Annotated in this window: 15 protein-coding genes; 2 read left to right on the plus strand and 13 right to left on the minus strand. The window is 52.8% G+C overall.

Features of this window, described 5'->3' with window-relative positions; translation table 11 throughout:
* Window positions 1-119: 119 nt before the first annotated feature.
* From BN8_RS22665 to BN8_RS22710, 10 genes are all read right to left on the minus strand, one after another.
* A complete protein-coding gene (locus tag BN8_RS22665; RefSeq protein WP_009284278.1) occupies window positions 120-1406 on the minus strand; it encodes a citrate synthase in 1287 nt (428 codons plus the stop codon).
* A 211-nt stretch (window positions 1407-1617) separates the two neighbouring features.
* Window positions 1618-2898 (minus strand): metal-dependent hydrolase family protein, encoded by a 1281-nt coding sequence (locus BN8_RS22670; protein ID WP_009284280.1) that lies wholly within the window; start codon window positions 2896-2898, stop codon window positions 1618-1620.
* Window positions 2885-3529 carry a transposase gene (locus BN8_RS22675; RefSeq protein ID WP_009284281.1) on the minus strand — a complete coding sequence of 215 codons (645 nt, stop codon included), beginning with the start codon at window positions 3527-3529 and terminating at the stop codon, window positions 2885-2887. Before BN8_RS22675 ends, BN8_RS22670 begins: the two co-directional genes overlap by 14 nt.
* Window positions 3530-3606: 77 nt before the next feature.
* Window positions 3607-4011, minus strand: a complete 405-nt coding sequence (locus tag BN8_RS22680; RefSeq protein ID WP_009284282.1) for a hypothetical protein — start codon at window positions 4009-4011, stop codon at window positions 3607-3609.
* Window positions 4012-4040: 29 nt separating this feature from the next.
* On the minus strand, window positions 4041-6914 hold the full coding sequence (gene uvrA, locus BN8_RS22685; RefSeq protein ID WP_040006746.1) for an excinuclease ABC subunit UvrA: 2874 nt from the start codon (window positions 6912-6914) through the stop codon (window positions 4041-4043).
* 146 nt (window positions 6915-7060) lie between these two features.
* The gene (locus tag BN8_RS22690; protein WP_009284284.1) at window positions 7061-8272 is read right to left on the minus strand and encodes an ATP-grasp domain-containing protein; all 1212 of its coding nucleotides are present in this window, start codon (window positions 8270-8272) and stop codon (window positions 7061-7063) included.
* Between the two features lie 33 nt (window positions 8273-8305).
* Window positions 8306-9760: a leucyl aminopeptidase family protein gene (locus tag BN8_RS22695; RefSeq protein WP_009284285.1), complete on the minus strand. Its 1455-nt coding sequence runs from the start codon at window positions 9758-9760 to the stop codon at window positions 8306-8308.
* A 56-nt stretch (window positions 9761-9816) separates the two neighbouring features.
* Window positions 9817-10890 carry an alpha/beta hydrolase gene (locus BN8_RS22700; protein ID WP_009284286.1) on the minus strand — a complete coding sequence of 358 codons (1074 nt, stop codon included), beginning with the start codon at window positions 10888-10890 and terminating at the stop codon, window positions 9817-9819.
* A gap of 122 nt (window positions 10891-11012) precedes the next feature.
* On the minus strand, window positions 11013-12599 hold the full coding sequence (locus BN8_RS22705) for a S8 family serine peptidase (protein WP_009284287.1): 1587 nt from the start codon (window positions 12597-12599) through the stop codon (window positions 11013-11015).
* Window positions 12600-12764: 165 nt separating this feature from the next.
* Window positions 12765-13829, minus strand: a complete 1065-nt coding sequence (locus BN8_RS22710) for a DUF3500 domain-containing protein (protein ID WP_040006452.1) — start codon at window positions 13827-13829, stop codon at window positions 12765-12767.
* Window positions 13830-13985: 156 nt separating this feature from the next.
* Between BN8_RS22710 and BN8_RS22715 the strand changes: the two genes are divergently transcribed.
* Complete coding sequence (locus BN8_RS22715; RefSeq protein WP_051041121.1) at window positions 13986-15098, plus strand: LBF_2804 family protein; 1113 nt, start codon at window positions 13986-13988, stop codon at window positions 15096-15098.
* Between the two features lie 11 nt (window positions 15099-15109).
* Here BN8_RS22715 and BN8_RS22720 read toward each other — a convergent pair whose 3' ends face one another.
* Window positions 15110-15931, minus strand: coding sequence for a DUF1206 domain-containing protein (locus tag BN8_RS22720; RefSeq protein ID WP_009284290.1), 822 nt, complete (start codon window positions 15929-15931; stop codon window positions 15110-15112).
* Window positions 15932-16059: 128 nt separating this feature from the next.
* Between BN8_RS22720 and BN8_RS22725 the strand changes: the two genes are divergently transcribed.
* Entirely contained in the window at window positions 16060-18036 is a 1977-nt protein-coding gene (locus BN8_RS22725) for a T9SS type A sorting domain-containing protein (protein WP_051041122.1), read from the plus strand.
* On the opposite strand, the gene gldE is transcribed toward BN8_RS22725, so the two are convergent.
* Window positions 18019-19362, minus strand: coding sequence for a gliding motility-associated protein GldE (gene gldE, locus BN8_RS22730; protein WP_009284292.1), 1344 nt, complete (start codon window positions 19360-19362; stop codon window positions 18019-18021). The two genes, BN8_RS22725 and gldE, sit on opposite strands and share 18 nt — an antisense overlap.
* A 36-nt stretch (window positions 19363-19398) precedes the next feature.
* Window positions 19399-19932, minus strand: coding sequence for a single-stranded DNA-binding protein (locus BN8_RS22735; RefSeq protein WP_009284293.1), 534 nt, complete (start codon window positions 19930-19932; stop codon window positions 19399-19401).
* Window positions 19933-19955 lie beyond the last annotated feature (23 nt).

Below are 19955 nucleotides of genomic sequence, written 5' to 3' on the forward strand. Positions count from 1 at the left end.
TATCCTGATAACCTTTCGACGATTGTGCTTAAAGCAAACAGCCCCGGCCATCTGGCCGGGGCTGTTTGCCTTCGTATCAGGACACTACGTTGATCTTTGTAAGAACGACGTAGCAAGCTTTATCGATTCTCCATCGGAACGAACTCGCGCATGGTAGAGCCCGTGTAAATCTGACGCGGCCTACCAATCGGCTCTTTCTGGGCGCGCATTTCCAGCCACTGAGCAATCCAGCCCGGCAGACGACCGATGGCGAACATCACCGTAAACATATTGGTTGGGATACCGAGCGCCCGGTAAATGATACCCGAATAGAAGTCCACGTTCGGGTATAGTTTCCGCTGAATGAAATAGTCATCGTTCAGAGCGGCTTCTTCCAGTCCTTTGGCAATCTCCAGCACCGGGTCATTCACACCCAGTTTGCTCAATACATCGTCGGCGGCTTTCTTAATAATTTTGGCCCGCGGATCGAAGTTTTTGTACACCCGGTGACCGAAACCAAACAGCCGGAAACCGGTTTGCTTGGCATTTTTAGCCATCTCAACGTATTTGGCCACATCCCCCCCATCGTTGCGAATGTCCTCGAGCATCTCAATCACTTCCTGGTTTGCCCCACCATGCAGCGGTCCCCATAGTGCATTGATGCCCGCCGACACCGACGAGTAGATGTTGGCCCGCGATGAGCCAACGAGCCGTACTGTCGACGTAGAGCAGTTCTGTTCGTGATCAGCGTGAAGAATCAGCAGTACGTTCAACGCATCAGCCACAACCGGATCAACTGTATATTCTTCGACCGGCAGCGCGAACATCATGTGCAGGAAGTTAGGAATATAGTCGAGCGTATTTTTGGGATAGTTGACCGGATGCCCCTGCGACTTCTTGTACGACCAGGTAGCCATCGTCGGCAGTTTGGCCAGTAGCCGAATGATATGCAGGTCGGTTTTATCCTCAGCTTTGTCGTCGTACGAATCGGGGTAGAACGTACTCATCGCACTCACCAGCGACGACAAAACACCCATTGGGTGAGCATTAACCGGAAAGCCTTCAAAGATTTTACGCATGTCTTCGTTCACCAGCGTATGGCGACGAATTGCGTTTTCAAACGTGGTGTACTGTTCGTTGGTGGGCAGTTCACCGTAGATAAGCAGGTACGCTACCTCCAGGAACGACGCCTTGGCAGCCAGCTCTTCAATGGAATAGCCCCGATACCGAAGGATTCCCTGTTCGCCGTCGAGGAAGGTGATGGCGCTCTGCGTGGCACCGGTGTTTTTATAACCTTTATCGAGGGTAACGTAGCCCGTGTGGTCACGGAGGTTCGAGATGTCGATGGCTTTTTCGTGTTCACTTCCCTCTACCGTGGGGAATTGAAACGATTTACCATCAACGGTTAGCTCAGCAGTGTTTGCCATACAGAAAATCAGGGTAGAGTATTCAGAAATAACGGATTATCCGTTGGTTAGAAACCATAAAGCGAATCCAGTGTACCGGTCAACCGGCCCGGCGAATCCATGCCGGGCGAAATTAAACCAAAAACATAAACGACGGATAAAACCATCGCAAAAAAGCCATATCTGGCAGGCATTTATTTTGTAACCCAACAGCTACGCAATAAGTTTACCCTTAACGCTGGTATAGCGTTCCGCCCTTCATAACCAGTCTGATACGTCGGATATCCGCAATAGTCGTTACCGGATTTCCCGTAACAGCCACCAGATCGGCCAGCAGGCCCGGCCGGACACGTCCGCGGTCAGCCAGGTGAAATACATCGGCATTGATCGACGTAGCTGATCGTAATACATCCAGCGGTTTCATCCCATACTGAACCATCATCTCCAGCTCGCGGGCGTTATCGCCGTGGCTAAACACACCTACGTCGCCCCCAGCGCAGATCGTTACCCCCGCATCCAGCGCCTGCCGGAACGTAATCCGCTTTTGCCGAATGCGCTCGGGTTCGGGCTCCTGGCCTTTCTTCCAGCCCCGGTACTGGCTTACGGCATCACCTGCGGCCAGTGTAGGACACAGAGCGGTACTGTGTTGCTTCATCAAGTTGAAAATCTCCGGCGTCCCGACATCACCGTGTTCAACCGTTTCACAACCAGCCAGAATGGCACGGCGCATTCCTTCGGCGCTTGCCGCGTGGGCCACGACGCCCCTCCCGCTGCTTTTGGCTACTTCCACAATCAGTTTCAACTCATCGAGTGTGAACGTCGGGCGAGCTTCTGCCATGAGACCCCACCGGTAATCGGCATACACCTTGATGACATCAGCCCCCTTGCCGATTTGCCGTCGAACAGCCTGGATAAGCGCATCATGTCCATCAGCCTCTTCGGCCCCTTGTGGTACGTTGATGTCGGGACTAAAACCTTTAGGGGCATAGCTACCGGTGGCGATAAGTGCTCGCGTAGCCACGACCATCCGCGGACCGGCAATAATGCCCTGATTGATGGCCTGTTTTAAGCCTACATCATCGTAATCGGCCCCTTCAGTACCCAGATCACGTACCGTCGTGAAACCGGCCAGCAAGGTTTTCTGCGCGTGTACGGTTGCGCGGGCTACCCGCAATGACCGGGCTTCTTTCAACACCTGATCATCCCAGGGTGTTTCGTTGTAGGGGTGCAGCAGTAAATGAGAATGGCCTTCGATCAAACCGGGCATCAACGTAGTGCCTTTCAGATCGATAAGTTCGGCACCAGTTGCACTGACAGAACCCGCCGGCCCGGCAGCCTCGATCTTATCACCTTTTACACGAACCACCCAATTTTCGTGAACGGTTTCGCCATCGAACACCCGATCAGGCCGCAGCAGATACGTCTGGGCCAAGCTCCCGTTTGGTCCTAGCAACTGAATAAACAGGCCAAGCAGGAGCCTGGCCCAGACAGTTAACTTCTTACTCAAAGTCATTATAGATCGCTTTAATGTAAGTCCACTTCCAATCCTGCCAGTGCTTACACAAGCCAGCTTTTACAGGGTTGTTCAACACGTATTGCACGATACGATACAGCTCTTCTTGATTACGCACCAGTCGATCATAGTTTCGGTCTGACCAAAAAGCCCCCTCCCGACTAAGCAAGCGATTACATTTTTTGGCAGAAAAACTTTTCACGCTTTGAACAACCTGCTGTAACGACCGTACTTGATTGCCGGATTTTTCATCGAACAACGTGAACACAACATGAATATGGTTCGACATGATGGTGTAGGCGATTAATTCATAGACTTTTCCGTCCCAATACTGGAAGGCATCGGCTACAACCTTTGCTGCTACATCATCCGCCAGCCATCGTGGTCCAAAATCAGCTTTATCCAGTAGCGCTTCATATTCAGCAAAAAAGTCCCTTTCTAATCGATCCAGGTCAGCGGAGAGTTTCGGTGAATTGGCCAGCACCTGACGTTTCTTCAGCGCATAGTCTTCCGCCAACCGCTTCTTTTCAATCTGAGGCACGGAGCCTGCCAATCGGGTTGTCAGAAAAAAGGTGCCGCCAAGTGGTTGTAAATGAGGAAGTCCTTTGTAAATGTATAAGTCACGGTGCATATATGTCCTGGCCAAGCTCCCGCTTGGCCTTATTGTAACAGATTTTAACAAAGGCCAAGCGGGAGCTTGGCCAGGACTTAACGGCGCTTGGTACTGACCGAATCAAACAAACCCTTACCGAACACCAATACCACCAATCCGGGCAGCAGGATGGCGCCCGCCCGGAAGCCTGAGCCCGTCAGTTTATAAACGCCGGAATTGTATTGCGTGAAGCTTTGAAAGAGGTAAAACGCCGAAGCGGCCAACAATACGGCCATCAATACTATATTCAGCGGCCGGCTTACCCGACTGACGATCCAGCTCAGCAACAAAGCCGCACCCACGACAATGGCGACCGTACTGATCGCACGGGGAAATGTTTCGAGGTAGGTGTAATCAAAGAAAAACACCCCAGCCTGACCAATCAGATTGGGGTGTGATAGCAGCCAGCCGTCAAGAACGACCAGTACCAGCAGAAGAATGTAGAAAAAGGGGTTACGCATAAACCTTAGCAAACGTAATTACTGAATGGCTAAGGTAGCGAATTTTGCGGCTGAGCCGCGTCTAATTCCATTTTTAGAAACTTTCCGGTGTAACTGCCCTTTACCTCGGCCACCTTTTCCGGTGTTCCTTCGGCGATGATTTTACCGCCTTTGTTACCGCCTTCCGGACCAAGGTCGATCAGGTGATCGGACACTTTGATTACGTCCAGATTGTGCTCAATGATCAGGACCGTATTACCCTTGTCGGCCAGTTTATTCAGGACATCAAGCAGGTGCGAAATATCCTGGAAGTGCAGACCCGTGGTCGGTTCGTCCAGAATGTAAAGCGTCTTGCCGGTATCTTTCTTCGACAGTTCTTCGGCCAGTTTGACGCGCTGCGCTTCTCCGCCCGACAACGTAGTGGCGTGTTGACCCAGCGTAATGTAGCCCAGCCCAACGTCGTTCAGCGTCTGAACTTTCCGCAGGATTTTCGGCTGGCTGGCAAAGAACTCTAATGCCTGCTCAACGGTCATATCCAGTACGTCGGCGATGGATTTACCCTTAAACCGTACTTCGAGGGTTTCGCGGTTAAAGCGCTTGCCTTTGCAGGTTTCGCAAACGACATGCACGTCGGGCAGAAACTCCATTTCGATCTTTTTCATACCAGCCCCTTCGCAATCTTCGCAACGGCCCCCTTTCACGTTGAACGAGAAACGCCCCGGTTTGTAGCCACGAATCTTGGCTTCTGGCAGTTCGGCGAACAGCGTCCGGATCTCCGAAAACATGCCCGTATACGTAGCGGGGTTTGAGCGGGGCGTCCGACCAATAGGCGACTGATCGACTTCGATCACCTTGTCCAGATGCTCCAGACCCTCCACCGACTTGAACGCCAGTGGCTCCCGCTTCGACTTGTAGAAATGCCGGTTCAGAATTGGGAACAGCGTTTCGTGAATCAGCGACGACTTGCCGCTGCCCGATACGCCCGTAATCGTCACCATCTTGCCCAGCGGCAGTTTGAGCGTTACGTTCTTGAGGTTATGCCCGGTTGCCCCCTTGATGATCAGAAACTTGCCGCTGCCTTTCCGCCGTTCGGCGGGAATTTCGATGGCCCGCCGACCGCTCAGGTAATCGGCCGTGGTGCTGCCGTTCTGCAGAAACTCGTCGGGTGTACCGATACCGACAACCTGTCCACCGTGCCGACCAGCGCCGGGACCAATGTCCAGAATGTAGTCCGATTCGAGCATCATGTCCTTGTCGTGTTCCACCACCAGTACCGTATTGCCCAGATCGCGCAGGTTCTTCAGCGAGTCGATCAGTTTTACGTTATCGCGCTGGTGCAGACCGATGCTCGGCTCGTCCATAATATAGAGGACACCTACCAGTTGCGTACCAATCTGGGTAGCCAGCCGAATCCGCTGGGCTTCTCCGCCCGAGAGTGTACGTAGCGGTCGGTCGAGGGTGAGGTAATCCAGCCCAATATCGAGCAGGAAGCCGATCCGTTTCCGAATCTCTTTCAGCACTTCCTTAGCAATTACGTTCTGCCGCTCCGACAACCGGCTTTCCAATCCATTGAACCAGGCCGACAACTCCGAAATGTCCATCTGGGCGAGTTCGGAGATATTTTTGCCATCAATGCGGAAATACAGCGACTCCTTTTTCAAGCGGGCACCGTTGCATTCCGGACAGGTCTTAACGACCATGAAGTCTTTAAGCCACTCCTGAATTTTGTCGGTACCGTTTTCCTGCTGGCGTTTCAGGAAGTTGACGATGCCCTCAAATTTGAAGCTGTAATAATCCTCTCCCGGGTATTTCTTCGACGGTACGGCCGCTTCTTCGTCGGTGCCGTACATCAGCGCATGAAGCAGTTCGGGAGGATACTTTTCGACCGGTGTCGTCAGACTGAGTTTGTATTTTTTCAGTATGACTTCAATCTCCTTAAAGAACCAAAGCTCCCGATATTCACCCAGTGGAGCAATAGCTCCTCGACTCACACTCAGCTTTTTATCCGGAATAACTGATTCTTCCGTAATTTCTTCAATGGACCCGAGACCGTTACAAACCGGGCAGGCACCGTAGGGTGAGTTGAACGAAAACGTGTTCGGCGAGGGCTCGTCGTAGCTGATACCCGACTCCGGGTCCATCAGGTTCTGCGAAAAGTAGATCAGTTGTCCCTCCTGATCGAGTGCCTGCATGGCTCCCTTACCCTGCTTCAGGGCCGTTTGTACGGACTGACTCAGGCGATAGCGATCTTCGGGTTTGGGCACAATCCGGTCGATCACGATCTCAATGTCGTGAATTTTATACCGGTCAAGCTGCATTTTCGGTACGATTTCCTGCACTACGCCATCCACCCGAACTTTCGTGTAGCCAGTTTTGGCAATCTGCACGAATAATTCGCGGTAATGTCCCTTACGTCCCTTCACGACCGGAGCCAGCAGAGTCATTTTCTGTCCGGCGTATTGCTGCAGGATAGTATCGATGATCTGGTCCTGGGACTGCCGTTCCATCTTCCGGCCCGTTACGTACGAAAACGCTTCGCCGGCGCGGGCGTAGAGCAGCCGCAGAAAGTCGTAAATCTCGGTCGTGGTTCCGACGGTCGAGCGGGGGTTTTTGGAGGTCGTTTTCTGCTCGATGGAAATCACCGGGCTTAACCCGTTGATTTTGTCCACGTCGGGTCGCTCCATATCGCCGATAAACGAACGGGCGTAGGCCGAAAAGCTCTCCATGTAACGCCGTTGACCTTCGGCGTAAATAGTATCAAACGCCAGCGACGACTTGCCGCTGCCACTGATACCGGTCACGACTACCAGCTTGTTGCGGGGAATCGTGACGTCAATATTTTTCAGGTTATGTTCGCGGGCACCGAGCACTTCAATCTGCTCATAGCCGGTAAGTTCTACGTCCGTGAGTCCAGTATGAGACACGGTAGGCTGATGATCAACGGGCTTGTTTTCTGTCACGTTGCAATATACCGCCGAAGCGGTTGGGTTATTCTTTAGGCTAACAGCAAAACAGCCGGGGTAGTTTCCTGAAAACAGGGCAACTTATGAAGGCTCAGCCAATTCGCTGATTAATTCGTGGGCCGTTCGGGTACGGGTGCCGATGCGTGGAATTCCGTGTAAATTCGCTGCATATACGCATCCAGCAACTGCAACACCCGCGCTTGATCCGACGACTGCACAATAAGTCCTACGTGGTATTCTTTGTTGATACGCCACCAGATTTCCGGATCGTCGAACAGGCTCAGGTCAGGCCACTGCTGCCGGGCCAGCGACACGATCAGACCGGCGTAATTATGCTGTTCTTCCGGCAACTCATACGGCTGATTCAGGGCAAGGGCCGTTTCGAGTCGCGCCCATTCTCGCCAGAGGCTAATCCCCGAAGCCGCTTCAACCATTTCGGCAATGTGTGCGCCACCGACCCGCGATGCCGTTTCCAGAAAGTACAGTTCGCCATCGTGATCACAGCGAATGTATTCGGAATGTGACGCGCTGTGGCGCATACCAAACGCGGCCAGTACCTGATCGTTTATTTCGCGCAGCGCCGTAGTCTCAGCACTATCGAAGGGCAACACCATCGTCCGGAAAATCCCGCCCCCGTGCGCCACCTCCATGGGCGTTGCCAGATACTGACTGGCTCGCGTGAACACCGATTTGCTATCGACCGACAGCGCATCAACGTGATAAACCCGGCCCGGCTTGAATTCTTCAATAAGATAATTATGCCGCAGATCTCCCAGCGAGTGAATCACCTGCCAGGCCTCCTCCAATGAGTAGACTTTGCGAATACCCGTGGCCGAAGCCTCCGTGCGGGGCTTGATGACCCAAGGTGAATCGGTCGTGCGGAGGTATTCCGTAATGCTTTCATCGTGAAACAGGGGGCTGAACCGCGGGATTCGAATACCCGCTTTCTGCGCCCGGAGCCGCATGGCGAGCTTGTCCCGGAAATACCGCGAGGTAGTCTGACCCATACCTGGCACCCGGAACACCTCGCGAATCAGCGCTCCTTTTTCCACGTCAAAATCATCGAGCGCAATGACCCGGTCAATTTTCCGCGACCGCATTACGTGTGCCAGACCCAGAATCATCCGGTCCAGGTTCTCACTCGAATTGCTTTGCGCGGGCAGGTAAAAGGTTTCATCAATGGACTCGAACGGCCACGGGCTGTCGCGTAGTTTTTCATACGTCAGCAGGTATACCGTATTGCCAAGTTCTTTGCAGGTTTTCAGAAACGCTTCGCCTTTAAAGTACGTCGCAACGCACAGGAATGAGAGTTGACTCATAGACAGATGAGGTTATGGTTGGGAATATACAAATTAACTACGCAGGTAGTCAATCAGCAGGCGGATTCCATATCCTGTGGCATTTTTCTGCGAGCCAAATTCGGTGTCGGCAAAGGCCGTTCCGGCAATATCGAGGTGCGCCCAGGCTGGATGTTCATCCGTAAACACTTCCAGAAATTTGGCCGCCGTGATCGCTCCGGCCAGCGGTTTGCCGCTGTAATTTTTCACATCGGCCACGTCTGACTTAATATCCTCCTTGTAAACATCCCAGATCGGTAAGCGCCAGAGCCGTTCGCCGGTCTTGTTGGCGGAAGTCAGCAGATCAGCCGCCAGTTCGTCGTTCTGGGTGAACAGGCCAGCCGCATGGTATCCCAGCGTAGCAATAACACTACCCGTTAATGTGGCCAGATCAATCAGTACGTCGGGCTGGAAATTGCGCACCATATAGCTCAACCCATCGGCTAGAATAACACGTCCTTCGGCGTCGGTGTCAATGATCTCGATGGTTTTCCCGCTGTACGACCCCACTACGTCGCCGGGTTTGGTAGCCCGGCCGTCGACCATGTTTTCGGTAGTAGGCACAATACCGATCAGGTGAACGGGCAGTTGCAGTTTGGCTGCTACGTCGAGCGTTCCTAATACGGCAGCGGCCCCGCCCATGTCGCTTTTCATCAGGTGCATGTTGGCCGATTGCTTGATCGAAATGCCACCCGTATCGAACGTAATCCCCTTGCCGACAAGGCCCACTTTTTTGAGTCCTTCACCGGCCGGTTTGTATTCAGCGATAATAAAGCGGGGAGGCAGGTCGCTGCCACGGTTCACGCTCAGCACTGCCTGTAGGCCCTGCCGCTCCATCTCGTCTTTATCAAACACGGTAACTGAATAGCCGTACCGCTCACCCGACGTTGCAGCCCAGTCGGCCAGGGTCTGCGGAGTAACGTAGTTCGACGGGGCGTTCATCAGGTCAAGGATTTCACGCTGGGTTTCGGCCATGGCTTCGGCCCAGCCCAGAGCGTCGTCGGCGGCTGCCAGTTGATCCTCCGCAACCTGTATGGTTAACTGCCCTGCGTCAGAGTAAAACACCGGTCCTTCGGCTTTGTCCGTCTGATACAAGCGCAGGTCGTAGCCACCCCCCCGAATGCCGAGGACTACGTCTTCAACCACCGCAGCATCGAAGCTGGTTAGATCGACATGAACCGACTGCGGCAACCGATCTTTCTGCCGGAAGCTAAACTCACGGAAGGTTTTCAACCAGTCCATAGAACCCGGCTCCTTACCAAGTCCGAGCAGGTACATTTTTCGGCCATCGGGATGATAGAGCGGCAGGACTTCTTTCGCATTGGCCTTAAAATCGTTCTGCAAAACCGCAGCCGGAATACCGGCGGTTTCCGACAGTGTTGCTAAGGTATCTGATAATGTATCGGTTTGAACAACCGGTACAATGTGTGCTTCTGATGAGGTTTGCCGGGAAACTAATGTGATGTTCATAATTTGAATTCAAGCGCAGAGGAGCAGCGTCTGTAGCATTAACTAAGCAAGTATGCTTAATAATACAACCACTCCAGCGCTTTAGGAAATTCTTTTCCCCATGTTTCTTCATTATGTTCCCCGAGTGGATCAACTGATACCTGTAGCTCAATGGGATACCCGCCGTATTTTTGCTTGACCAGCGCGTTTTCGAACCGCTTGATATTCGGCACCATATACGCCGATTCAGCCTCGCCCCCATACGCATAAATCTTCATTGGCACGGCGGCCTCAAACTTGATCGCATCGAAGTAGATTTTGGGAGTTGTCCAGAGCGCCGGTGAGAACAACATCAGCCGTCCGAATACGTCCGGGTAAACCAGACCGGCATAAATACTGATCAGCCCCCCCAGCGAACTTCCTCCGATACCCGTGCAGCTAGGTTCGGGCAACGTCCGGAACGTTTTGTCGATATATGGTTTGAGTGTCTGCGTGATAAATTGCAGATAGCGGTGCCCACGGCCATCGCCGATCCTGGTTCGCCCGAGGGTATACTCCCGGATGCGCTCCTCCACGCCGTGGTCGATAGTAACGAGCATAACTTCATGATGCCCGCGCCCTGCCAGAATGGCCATTTTCTCTTCTACATTCCAGCTACCGTAGCCAACGCCTTCGCCGATCAGATTCTGACCATCGTGCAGGTATAACACAGGGTAGCGTTTCTCAGGATTAGTGTCGTAATCGTAGGGAAGCAGCACATTCACCCGGCGGGTGGTATCAAGCTGGGGCAGATACACATCGTTACTAATCAGCGTAGGTCTGAGGTCAGGATTGAAGGGCCGACCGTACCAGCGCCAATGCGGTACGTGATTACGCTCAATGCGCTGGTCCCGAATACTGATCCGATTGGGGACCCCGCCACCGGACGCCCCCAATTCGACATGCTCCCAGCCACCTTTGTTATATTTATATTCCAGTTCCTCGGGTAATGGCACCCCGGCTGGCCAGTCGAGTACGTATTCACCCGCTCCAACGGGTTGCATCTGAAACAATTCGGGGGCAGGTGCCCAATCGCAGAAATTACCGGACACAAAAACCGGACGGTCGTCAATAACAGGGGTACTTAATTCAAATCGAAACGCTTTAGGCATAAAGTAATAATCTCAATATCCAATGGGCACGGATTGCTGCCCACTCCACCTTTATAAACACAAACGGACCGTTCACCGTTTCAGAAAACGGCAAACGGTCCGGTATATGAACTTATATTATTTTATTTAGCTTTATCGCCTTCCTGAGCCAGCGCCAGTTTCACGGCTTCGTAGAGGTTCACAACCCCGCCCGTTTTCGACAGCGTTGAGAAATCGACCATTTCATTACTCTCCGGTTTTTTCACCTGGGTTTTGTACGGGACGGCTGACTGCACAATGATCCGCTTCAGATCCGCGTAGGTCAGCTTCGGAAAGTATGATTTCAGCACCGCAGCTACGCCGGCTACGACAGGAGCGGCCATACTCGTTCCATCGCTGTTCTGATACTGGCTACCGGGAACGGTCGAGAATATGGTTTTACCCGGAGCAAACACATCGACTGAGCCTTTGCCGTAGTTAGAAAAACTAGCGGCTAGTTCGTCGCCGGTTGAGCTACTGCTTGCTCCAACCGTAATCATGTTCGGAATCTCCTTGCCGTCCATGAACTTATCGGCCGGGTAACTCGCCGTGGTATCAAGGTTTTTTCCGTCGTTACCGGCTGCGTGTACGAGCAGCACTCCCTTCGACAAAGCGTATCGCTCAGCCTCCTCAACTGCCTGGCGCTGGGGCGAGTAGTCTTTACCAAAGCTCATGTTGATGATCTGAGCGCCGTTATCGACCGCATACCGAATGGCGTTTGCTACGTCCTTGTCGCGCTCGTCACCATCCGGCACGGCCCGAACCCCCATAATCCGAACGGCGTCCGACACGCCCAGAATACCCAGCGAATTGGTGCGATCAGCACCAATGATACCGGCTACGTGCGTACCATGGAAAGGATCAGGCCCCATGATATCAGCGTTTCCGTAGTTACGCTCGTTCACGTTTTCGGGCTGGTCGCCAACCACGGCGCGTCCGTCGAAGTCCGGATTGTAAGCGTATTCGGCCCGGGCTTTCAACTCATCCAGAATTTTGTCCAACTGCCCTTTCATGGCATCGGTATCGGCTACATCCTGTTGTTTCAGCACCCGGTAGATGGCCCCGGCCTGCCGCGACGACGAAGCCGCCTGCCGAAGATCGGTGGTATCGAGGTTCTTTTTCTGAAGAGATGTTTTCAGTTCATCGACAATGGTGGTGTACTGCTCGTAGAACTGCTTGATACCCTGATACTGCGTCTGGTATTCGAGCCGCTTCGACTCAACCTCAGCTTTGGTCTTTACGTACAGATCGTATTCTTTCTGCTGGTCTGGCTTAAGCGAAGCGCGGTTTTTTCCTTCGTACTGAGGTCGTAGTTTTCTGTAGAGACGAGTTACCTCGGCCGTTTCGTACTGAACGTTTTTACCATCCTTCCCACCAATAAAATTCCAGCCGTGGATGTCGTCCACGTAGCCGTTCTTATCATCGTCTTTGCCGTTGCCGGGGATTTCTTTTGGATTGACCCACAGCACCCGACGCAGGTCTTCGTGAGTAGAATCGATGCCCCCGTCGATTACGGCGACTACCACAGGAGTTGGCTTACGGTCTTTCAGAAGTTCGCGGTATGTCCGGTCAGTAGCGATACCCGGTATATTATCTGCTTTGGGATCGCGATGATACCACTGTAGGGTATCCTGCGCCGAAGCTGCCATCGACAGCAGGCAGATCGACGCACTTAAAAGGAGTTTCTTCATATAAAAAGTAAAACAGACCGGCGTCGGAGATGGAAGCTTGACGTTGATTTAATAACCACGCCGGGCCGTCAGTGTTTATTCTGACAAGATACAAAGAAACAGCTAATCGAGTGACTTAAAAAAACTTAAAACTATGCAGCGTGTACTTCGGTGTGTACTACCTGCTTACTTCGCTTTGTGCTGGCTCTCATAATGTTCGCGAAGCAGATCCTCCCCAAAATCGTTGGTCAGATCACGCACCACCGTATGGATGTGATTTGCGTTCGTTTGTGTGTTGTCGTACTCAATCAGAATCGTTGGGCCGTGGATACGGTAGTACCAGCCTTTCCCCTCGCCCAGTTCCGGTGTCAGGTCGCCCGCCCAGGCGAAGCGCAGCTTATCCAATCCGGCTTTTTCCAACCGGGCAAACTGCTGCTTAGCTAGCGTAATGCGGTAGTTGTTGAGGTACACCTGCAGGAGTTCCAGAAAGAGTTTGCGCTGATCGGCCTTCATATCGGTCAGCGTCAGGCCTTCCATCTTTTCGAGTGATGCCTTCCGCTTGTTACTAGTAATGATTTCAGGATATGCCACGGTGCCAATAACCGCCTGCTTGCGCTGTTCATCCGAGAGCGTTTTCAGCAACGCAAAGGCCAGATCGGTTTCCTGTTTCAGCACGCGTTTTCCTTTCTGAGGAACATCGGCCCGCACTTCGCCCGGATTGCTGCCGAAGAAAGTCGGCGTTTGCGCCAGCACCCGTCCCGTCAGCGACAGGAATTGCAGCGAGATGTGGTGCCCTTCAATACGCCAGCTCCACGGCTCGCGGCCGCCCGGTTCGCCAAATACGGTGAAAGAGTAATTCTCCGGATCACGATAGGTATCATTCGGAGGTCGGTTTTCAACCACGCGCAGTACATTCTCCAGGTCCATGATGGCCGTCGCTTTGTCGTATCCCTGATCACTGAGGCCGGTTTTCAACAGGGCCATCGCTGCCTTACGCTGTTCATCGGTCATCTGTTTCAGGGGCAGGCCTTTACGCGTACGCGGCACAAAGTGCCAGTTGAAGCGTTCCTCATTATCAAAAGGATACGTAGCCTGCGCCCGCTGCTCCGGCGTGAGCAGTTGCAGGAAACGCTGGGTAACCGCTGCCATCTCATTTTTAACCTGCTGCTGGGCAGGCTTTGACGGTGCAACCGTCTGTGCGGCAACCTGTGTGGCCAGCAAACAACCAACGACAAAACGAAATGGGCCCATAGTTTTTCTGATTTATCAATGACTAAAGCGGCCCCTGAAATAGATATACTATGTACGTCGATTTTGTTCTGGTGAGTGCCCATGACCTATCATGAAATTGCTAACAAGAGCCCGCTTTTTTTAGTTGTGGAGATAGTTCCACTGTCTCTGCTGACTATGTCAACCCTGCCTCCAAATGAAAACCGCGGCCCGCTCGACCATCTGGCGTTACGCTACCTGCGGCAGGCCCTCAACGATCCTCACCCGCACGACGAACCCTATGTACTGAGTGAAGCCGAACACCGCATTATCCGGCACGTCCGACGGCAAACGCTGGTTGCTGCCGCGCTGATTGGCGTATTGGGTGTGGCTTTAATGTACTTACCACAGTATGGCTGGCCCGAACTGTTTGTCGAACTTCCCTTGTCTTTTTTCGGTCAGACCTATTCGCTCCCTATCACGGCGCTGCTCTACGGACTGATACTGGTTTATCTGGAAATCACTTTACTAATCAGTATCAACCTCCGGGCAACGAAACTGATAATGGCAGCCTGCCAGTTTCCCCGCGCTCATGATGCCCGCTACGACCATCACCTTAAGGACATCGCTATGGCCTCGCACCGACGTCGGCGTTCGACCCGTGTGGTACCGAGGCTGGGCATCGACCCGTATCTGAACCTGCCTCGCTGGGGATTGGCTACGTTTTTCCTGCTGAATATCCTGAAAGCGGTATTCAGTGCTCAGATACTACGGTATGCCCTGAGCCGCCTGTTCAGTCGCGTTCTTCGGCCGGTTATTGATCTGGCTGGCATGCCTATTTATGCATTCTGGAATGCGTATGCGTCGTGGCAGGTGGTCCACGAAGCGCAGATTCGGGTAATGGCCCCAACCACCATACGGGAGTTTGTAGGCGAACTACACGACGAACTGGGGAAAAACGAGCAGTTCCGGTCTATGATTCTCGATGCGTTACAATACATCGCTGTGCTCAAGCGACAATACAATTACGCTCATTTTCTTTTCACGGAAACCCTGCTCGACCGGTTTAATCTTCGCACCAGCACTCCACAACCCGGCGAATTTGCGGAACGCCTGACGCAGGCCCCTCCCGAAGTCCGTCGTGGTTTAGAGCGCCTGCTTGTCTTCGGAGCCGTGGTTGACGGACGCCTGTCATTACTTGAAAAATGGCGGTTTCGGCAATTGCGTAGAAAAGGGCTGCTCACGCATTCACGGGCAGCGATCGGTCGTATGAGTGCTGATTATAACCACGGTCGGGGCCTTTGGGTCTGAAATGCGACTAACTACTCAGCCGTTTTTACAGGAAAGTACCGGGCCATAGCCAGCATGAACAACGACATCATGACTAAGCCTACAGCCGCTAACAGTTGCAGCCACGATCCGCCCGGAACCGCCCACAGCGCCTTGATCAGATCGTCCATGTTTTTCACCCAATCCGGGTCTTTGGCCAGAGCACCTTTCACGAGATACCCGCCAACGCCACCCAAAATGCCACCCACGGTTAGGAAACCGGCAAGACTACTTACCCGCAACATTACCTTCCAGATACGATTCAGCCGATCAATTTTCAAGGCGTTGTACACATTGCCCGACAGCCCTTTGTAAACCTGCATGCCTGCCCAAATTAGCATAACCCCACCGACCAGCATCACAATCCAATCACCCCCTTCGATTTGCAGGAGTTTAGCCACCCAGATCTTCTTACCGTTGCCATCGCTCTTCTCGTTTGTCACTACCAGTTTAAAGGCCGTAACCCCAAGCGACGCGTAGGTGATAGCACTCATCAGGTAGTTGAGCCGGTATAGCCAGCCTCCTACCCCTTTCCCTTTTTTATACGGGTCATTCCAGATTTCGTACAGGCGCCACAACGTATGACCTGCCAGCGATATAACGATCAGCCCGATCAGAATTTTTCCAAATGGGTTTTCTGTTAATTGTTTTAATACCTCATTCCGGTTTGGTTCGGGAGCGCTTAAACCTGCCCTGTATCGGAATATAAACGTGGCAATACTGCCGTAGAAGATGGCTTTTGCTACATAACTTGCCCTGGCCAATAGCTCAACCGCCCGGTTCGATCGCTGGGCAATCTGTTTGTTAACTACCATTCGCTGAATTATTTAACGGCTTAACTGCCCGGAAAGCCTTACCTTTACAGGCTAGTTGATTCTGTAGTTCGATAATGTCCAGCTTGATTAAACCGTTACTCATCATTTGTTGTTATGTTTTCTTTTCATTGCATGCGTTCGCGCAGTTAACCATTTCGTATCCCCTACCCCAACTTGTTATACAGCGTAACCAGCACAATACAGCCCCGCTTTCTATTGCTGGTACGTTTTCTGTCCCTGTTGATCGCATTGAAGCGCGGCTTGTCCCAATCAATTCCTCAACCAGCCGCCCCACCGACTGGAAAGTGGTTCAACAAACGCCCCGGAATGGACTGTATCAGGGTACCATTACGGCCCCCTCTGGCTTGTTTCAATTGGAAGTTCGGGGAATCAGGACGAACAAAACCGTGAGCCAGGCGACGGTATCACGCGTGGGCATCGGTGAAGTGTTTCTGATTGCGGGACAGTCGAATGCAATGGGGCTACCTAAACTTGGGGCAAAAGGAGCCTCCGACCGGGTAGTATCGTTCAATGCCTGGAACCGGTTCTGGAACAAAAACAACGTACTGGAATCCTCGGACAAGCCGTTTCCCGTACCCATGTTCTCCCAACTCGAGGCTAATAACCTAATCTTTCCGACCGGCGAAACAGCCTGGTGCTGGGGTGAACTGGGCGACCAGATTGCCGACCGTTACCACGTACCAGTCGCTTTTTTCAACGTGGCTATTCCGGCTACGGTGGCCGAGAATTGGAGCGCCACGGCCAATGGCATTCCTGCCAAAAACATATTTAACAGTACATACTGGCCGTTTTTACAACCCTACACCAACCTACGGAATGCATTGCAATATTACCATAGTTCGTTCGGCATTCGGGCGATACTATGGCATCATGGCGAGTCAGATGCTGTGCCGCTCCACACAACCAAAGACGATTACTGCCGCTTGGTGCAGGAGTTGATTGATCACAGCCGGGCTGATTTTGCAGCGGATCTGACCTGGGTTATATCCCGGTGTTCTATAACCCCGGCGGGGCCTGTTCCCAATCAGGCTATCCGGGCTGCCCAGGATTCGTTGATAAACAGGGCTGACAACAATGTGTGGGCAGGTCCCGATACGGACACCATCCAGTCGCCACGTCCCGAACACGGTCATTTCGAAAACATCCCAAATGGGGTACAGGGGGTATCTGTTTTTGCCCGCTCCTGGAACAATAGCCTGACCGATAGCTTTTTCGACCGGTCAAAACCTCAGCAACCGCGTCAGTTTATTCAAACAGGCCTGGTGCCGACTGAGCTGTCGGCCGGAGAAACCCTTCGTGTTCCGTTTGCCACAATCGGCTTTGAGAGTTCTCCCGATGTCTCGGTACAGTTGCTCAACGATCGGGGCTGGTACGTAATGGAAGTTGGACAAGGACAAGGATTTGGGCCGGTAGAGGTACACTTGCCTGATACATTGAGTGCTGGAACGTACCGGCTTCGGGTGGTAGCAATTAATCCAGCCATGATCGTTGGAAACCCCACCCCTGCTTTTCGTGTAACCACCCCTGGCAAGTCCGGGCGTTTTTTTGTTGATCAGCAAACCGAGCAGGACAGCGCTTTCTCATACGTTTACTGGCTCACCACCCATGAACCCTCAGGCAGCCGCTTTTTTGTTGAACGTCAGGAAAGGTCAGGATCTTTTCAGACAATCGGCCAGGTAGAAGGTATAGTCGACGGGCAGTTTTCGCATCTGTATTCGTTTGCGGAGCCACTTGACCAGTCCGGTAGCCGTATTTATCGCGTTCGGCTGGAATTGCCCGATGGCTCAGTGCAGTACAGTACTCCGCTCATACTGGCGGTACCCGACGAAGCGTTACCACAACCCCTCGTGTATCCAAACCCGAGCGACGGTACGTCTTTTACCGTTCAGTTACCACGCAGCGGTACGTGGACATTATCATTAACCGATCTCAACGGCCGTATGGTCTGGCATCAAACGCATGAGGTGCGCGCTGACCAGCCGCAAACCGTATGGTTGCCGATGGGGCTTGCCGATGGGCTGTATATTCTGCAATGTCAATGGAATAACCAGCGCCACAGCCAGCGGTTATTGATTCGGCACTGAATCCGCTACTTTCGTAACCCGGACTTCATTGATCCGCTTATCATCGGCCGACAGCACAAGAAACGTAAAGCCAGCGCTGGTTACCTCTTCACCAGCTTTGGGCAACCGGCTGAACAACTCCAGCAGCAGCCCACCCAACGACTCGCTCTCACCCCGAATTCCCTCGAACGTACTGGCGTCCACATTCAGGATTCGACAAACATCAGTTAGGGGGACTTTTCCTTCAAACACCACCGTACGTTCATCTTCCCGCCGATAACCTACAGGGTCTTCCTCATCAAATTCATCGTTGATGTCGCCGAAAATTTCTTCGATTATATCCTCCAGCGTAACGAGCCCACGCGTTCCGCCATACTCATCCACGACAATGGCCATATGAACCCGTCGTTTCTGAAAATCCTGGAGCAGATCGTCCACTTTCTTGGTTTCCGGAATGAAAAACACCGGTCGCAGCAAAGCCTGCCAGCGGAACGAATCATCATTGTGCAGGTGGGGCAGGAGATCCTTAATGTACAGAATTCCCTCAACCTGATCCAGCGACTCATGAAAAACCGGCACCCGGGAATAACCCGACGCATTAATCTGCGCCATCAGTTCCGAAAACGACAGATCGTCTGACACGGCCGAAATGTCGAGCCGGGCGCGCATCACCTGGCGGGCCGTCAGGTTACTGAAATTAACAATGCCCTTAAGAATCTCCCGTTCTTCGGAGGTGGCGTCGGTACCGGTTAATTCAACAGCCTGACTAAGTTCCTCGGCCGAAAGCCGATACCCACGGCGTTGTATTCGTTTATCGACCTGGTTGCTAAGCGTTACGAGCAATTTGGATAACGGCAGAAAGACAAACAGCCCAATCTGAGCCAGCGGAGCTGTACGACGAGCCACAGTCAGATTATTCTGGCTGGCATACACTTTAGGAATTATTTCGCCGAACAGGACAATAGCAATCGTTGTGAGCAGCGTAACACCTACCAGCAACCCAACCGAGGCATGAGTAGCCTGAGAGAACTCCCAGGTCAGGTACGTTACGATAACGACAATGGCAATATTCAGCAGGTTATTGAAGATAACCAGCGAAGCCAGCAACCGTTTGGGGCGGTCGAGCAGGGTGGAAATACGCTGGTATTCAGCCCGGTCACTTTCCCGGCAACGGCCCCGTTCTTCGGGAGATAGAGAAAAGAAAGCAGCTTCAGAAGCTGACACTAAACCGGCCAGCGTCATCAGCAGCAGAATCAATGCCACATACGGGGCATATAAATCAAAATAGGTGCCCCAGCCGTCACCGGCCAGGAGCACCTTTCGAGGAAGAGGATCACTAAGGTCCATGCAACTTAAATCAGGTTCAACAATTGCCCCAGCGGCTTAGAATGGTAAATCATCATCGCCACTGTTGCTTTCGAACGACACCGGGTCGGGCTCCCGCTTGGCTGGTTGCGGGCGGGGTGCGGCCTGCTGACGAGGAGCCGGCTGAGACTGGGGTTGAGGGGTTGGAGCAGCCTGCTGACGCGGCCGTTCCGGCTGCGCGGCCGGGGCCTGCTGATATGATTCCTCCTGACCATCCGGACGGCCACTGCTCAAAAACTGAAAGGTGGTAGCCCGAACACCCAGCGAAAAACGTTCTTTACCATCACGATCGGTGTACGTCTCAGTCCGGAGACGGCCCTCAACGTAAATTTGCTGACCCTTACGAAGGTATTTCTCAACTGTTTTGGCCTGTTCATTCCAAACCTCTACGCGGAACCACTCCGTCTGCTCAACCTGCTCGCCGGTGCGCGTGGTATAACGCTCGTTGGTGGCAACGCTGAAACGGGCTACTACACCTCCTCCATCGAAATAACGGACTTCAGGATCGTTACCCACGTTACCAATTAAAATCACTTTGTTAAGGCTTGCCATGCTAAATTTTTTGTTTGGATTGT

Source organism: Fibrisoma limi BUZ 3, from assembly GCF_000296815.2.
GTDB classification, from domain to species: domain Bacteria; phylum Bacteroidota; class Bacteroidia; order Cytophagales; family Spirosomataceae; genus Fibrisoma; species Fibrisoma limi.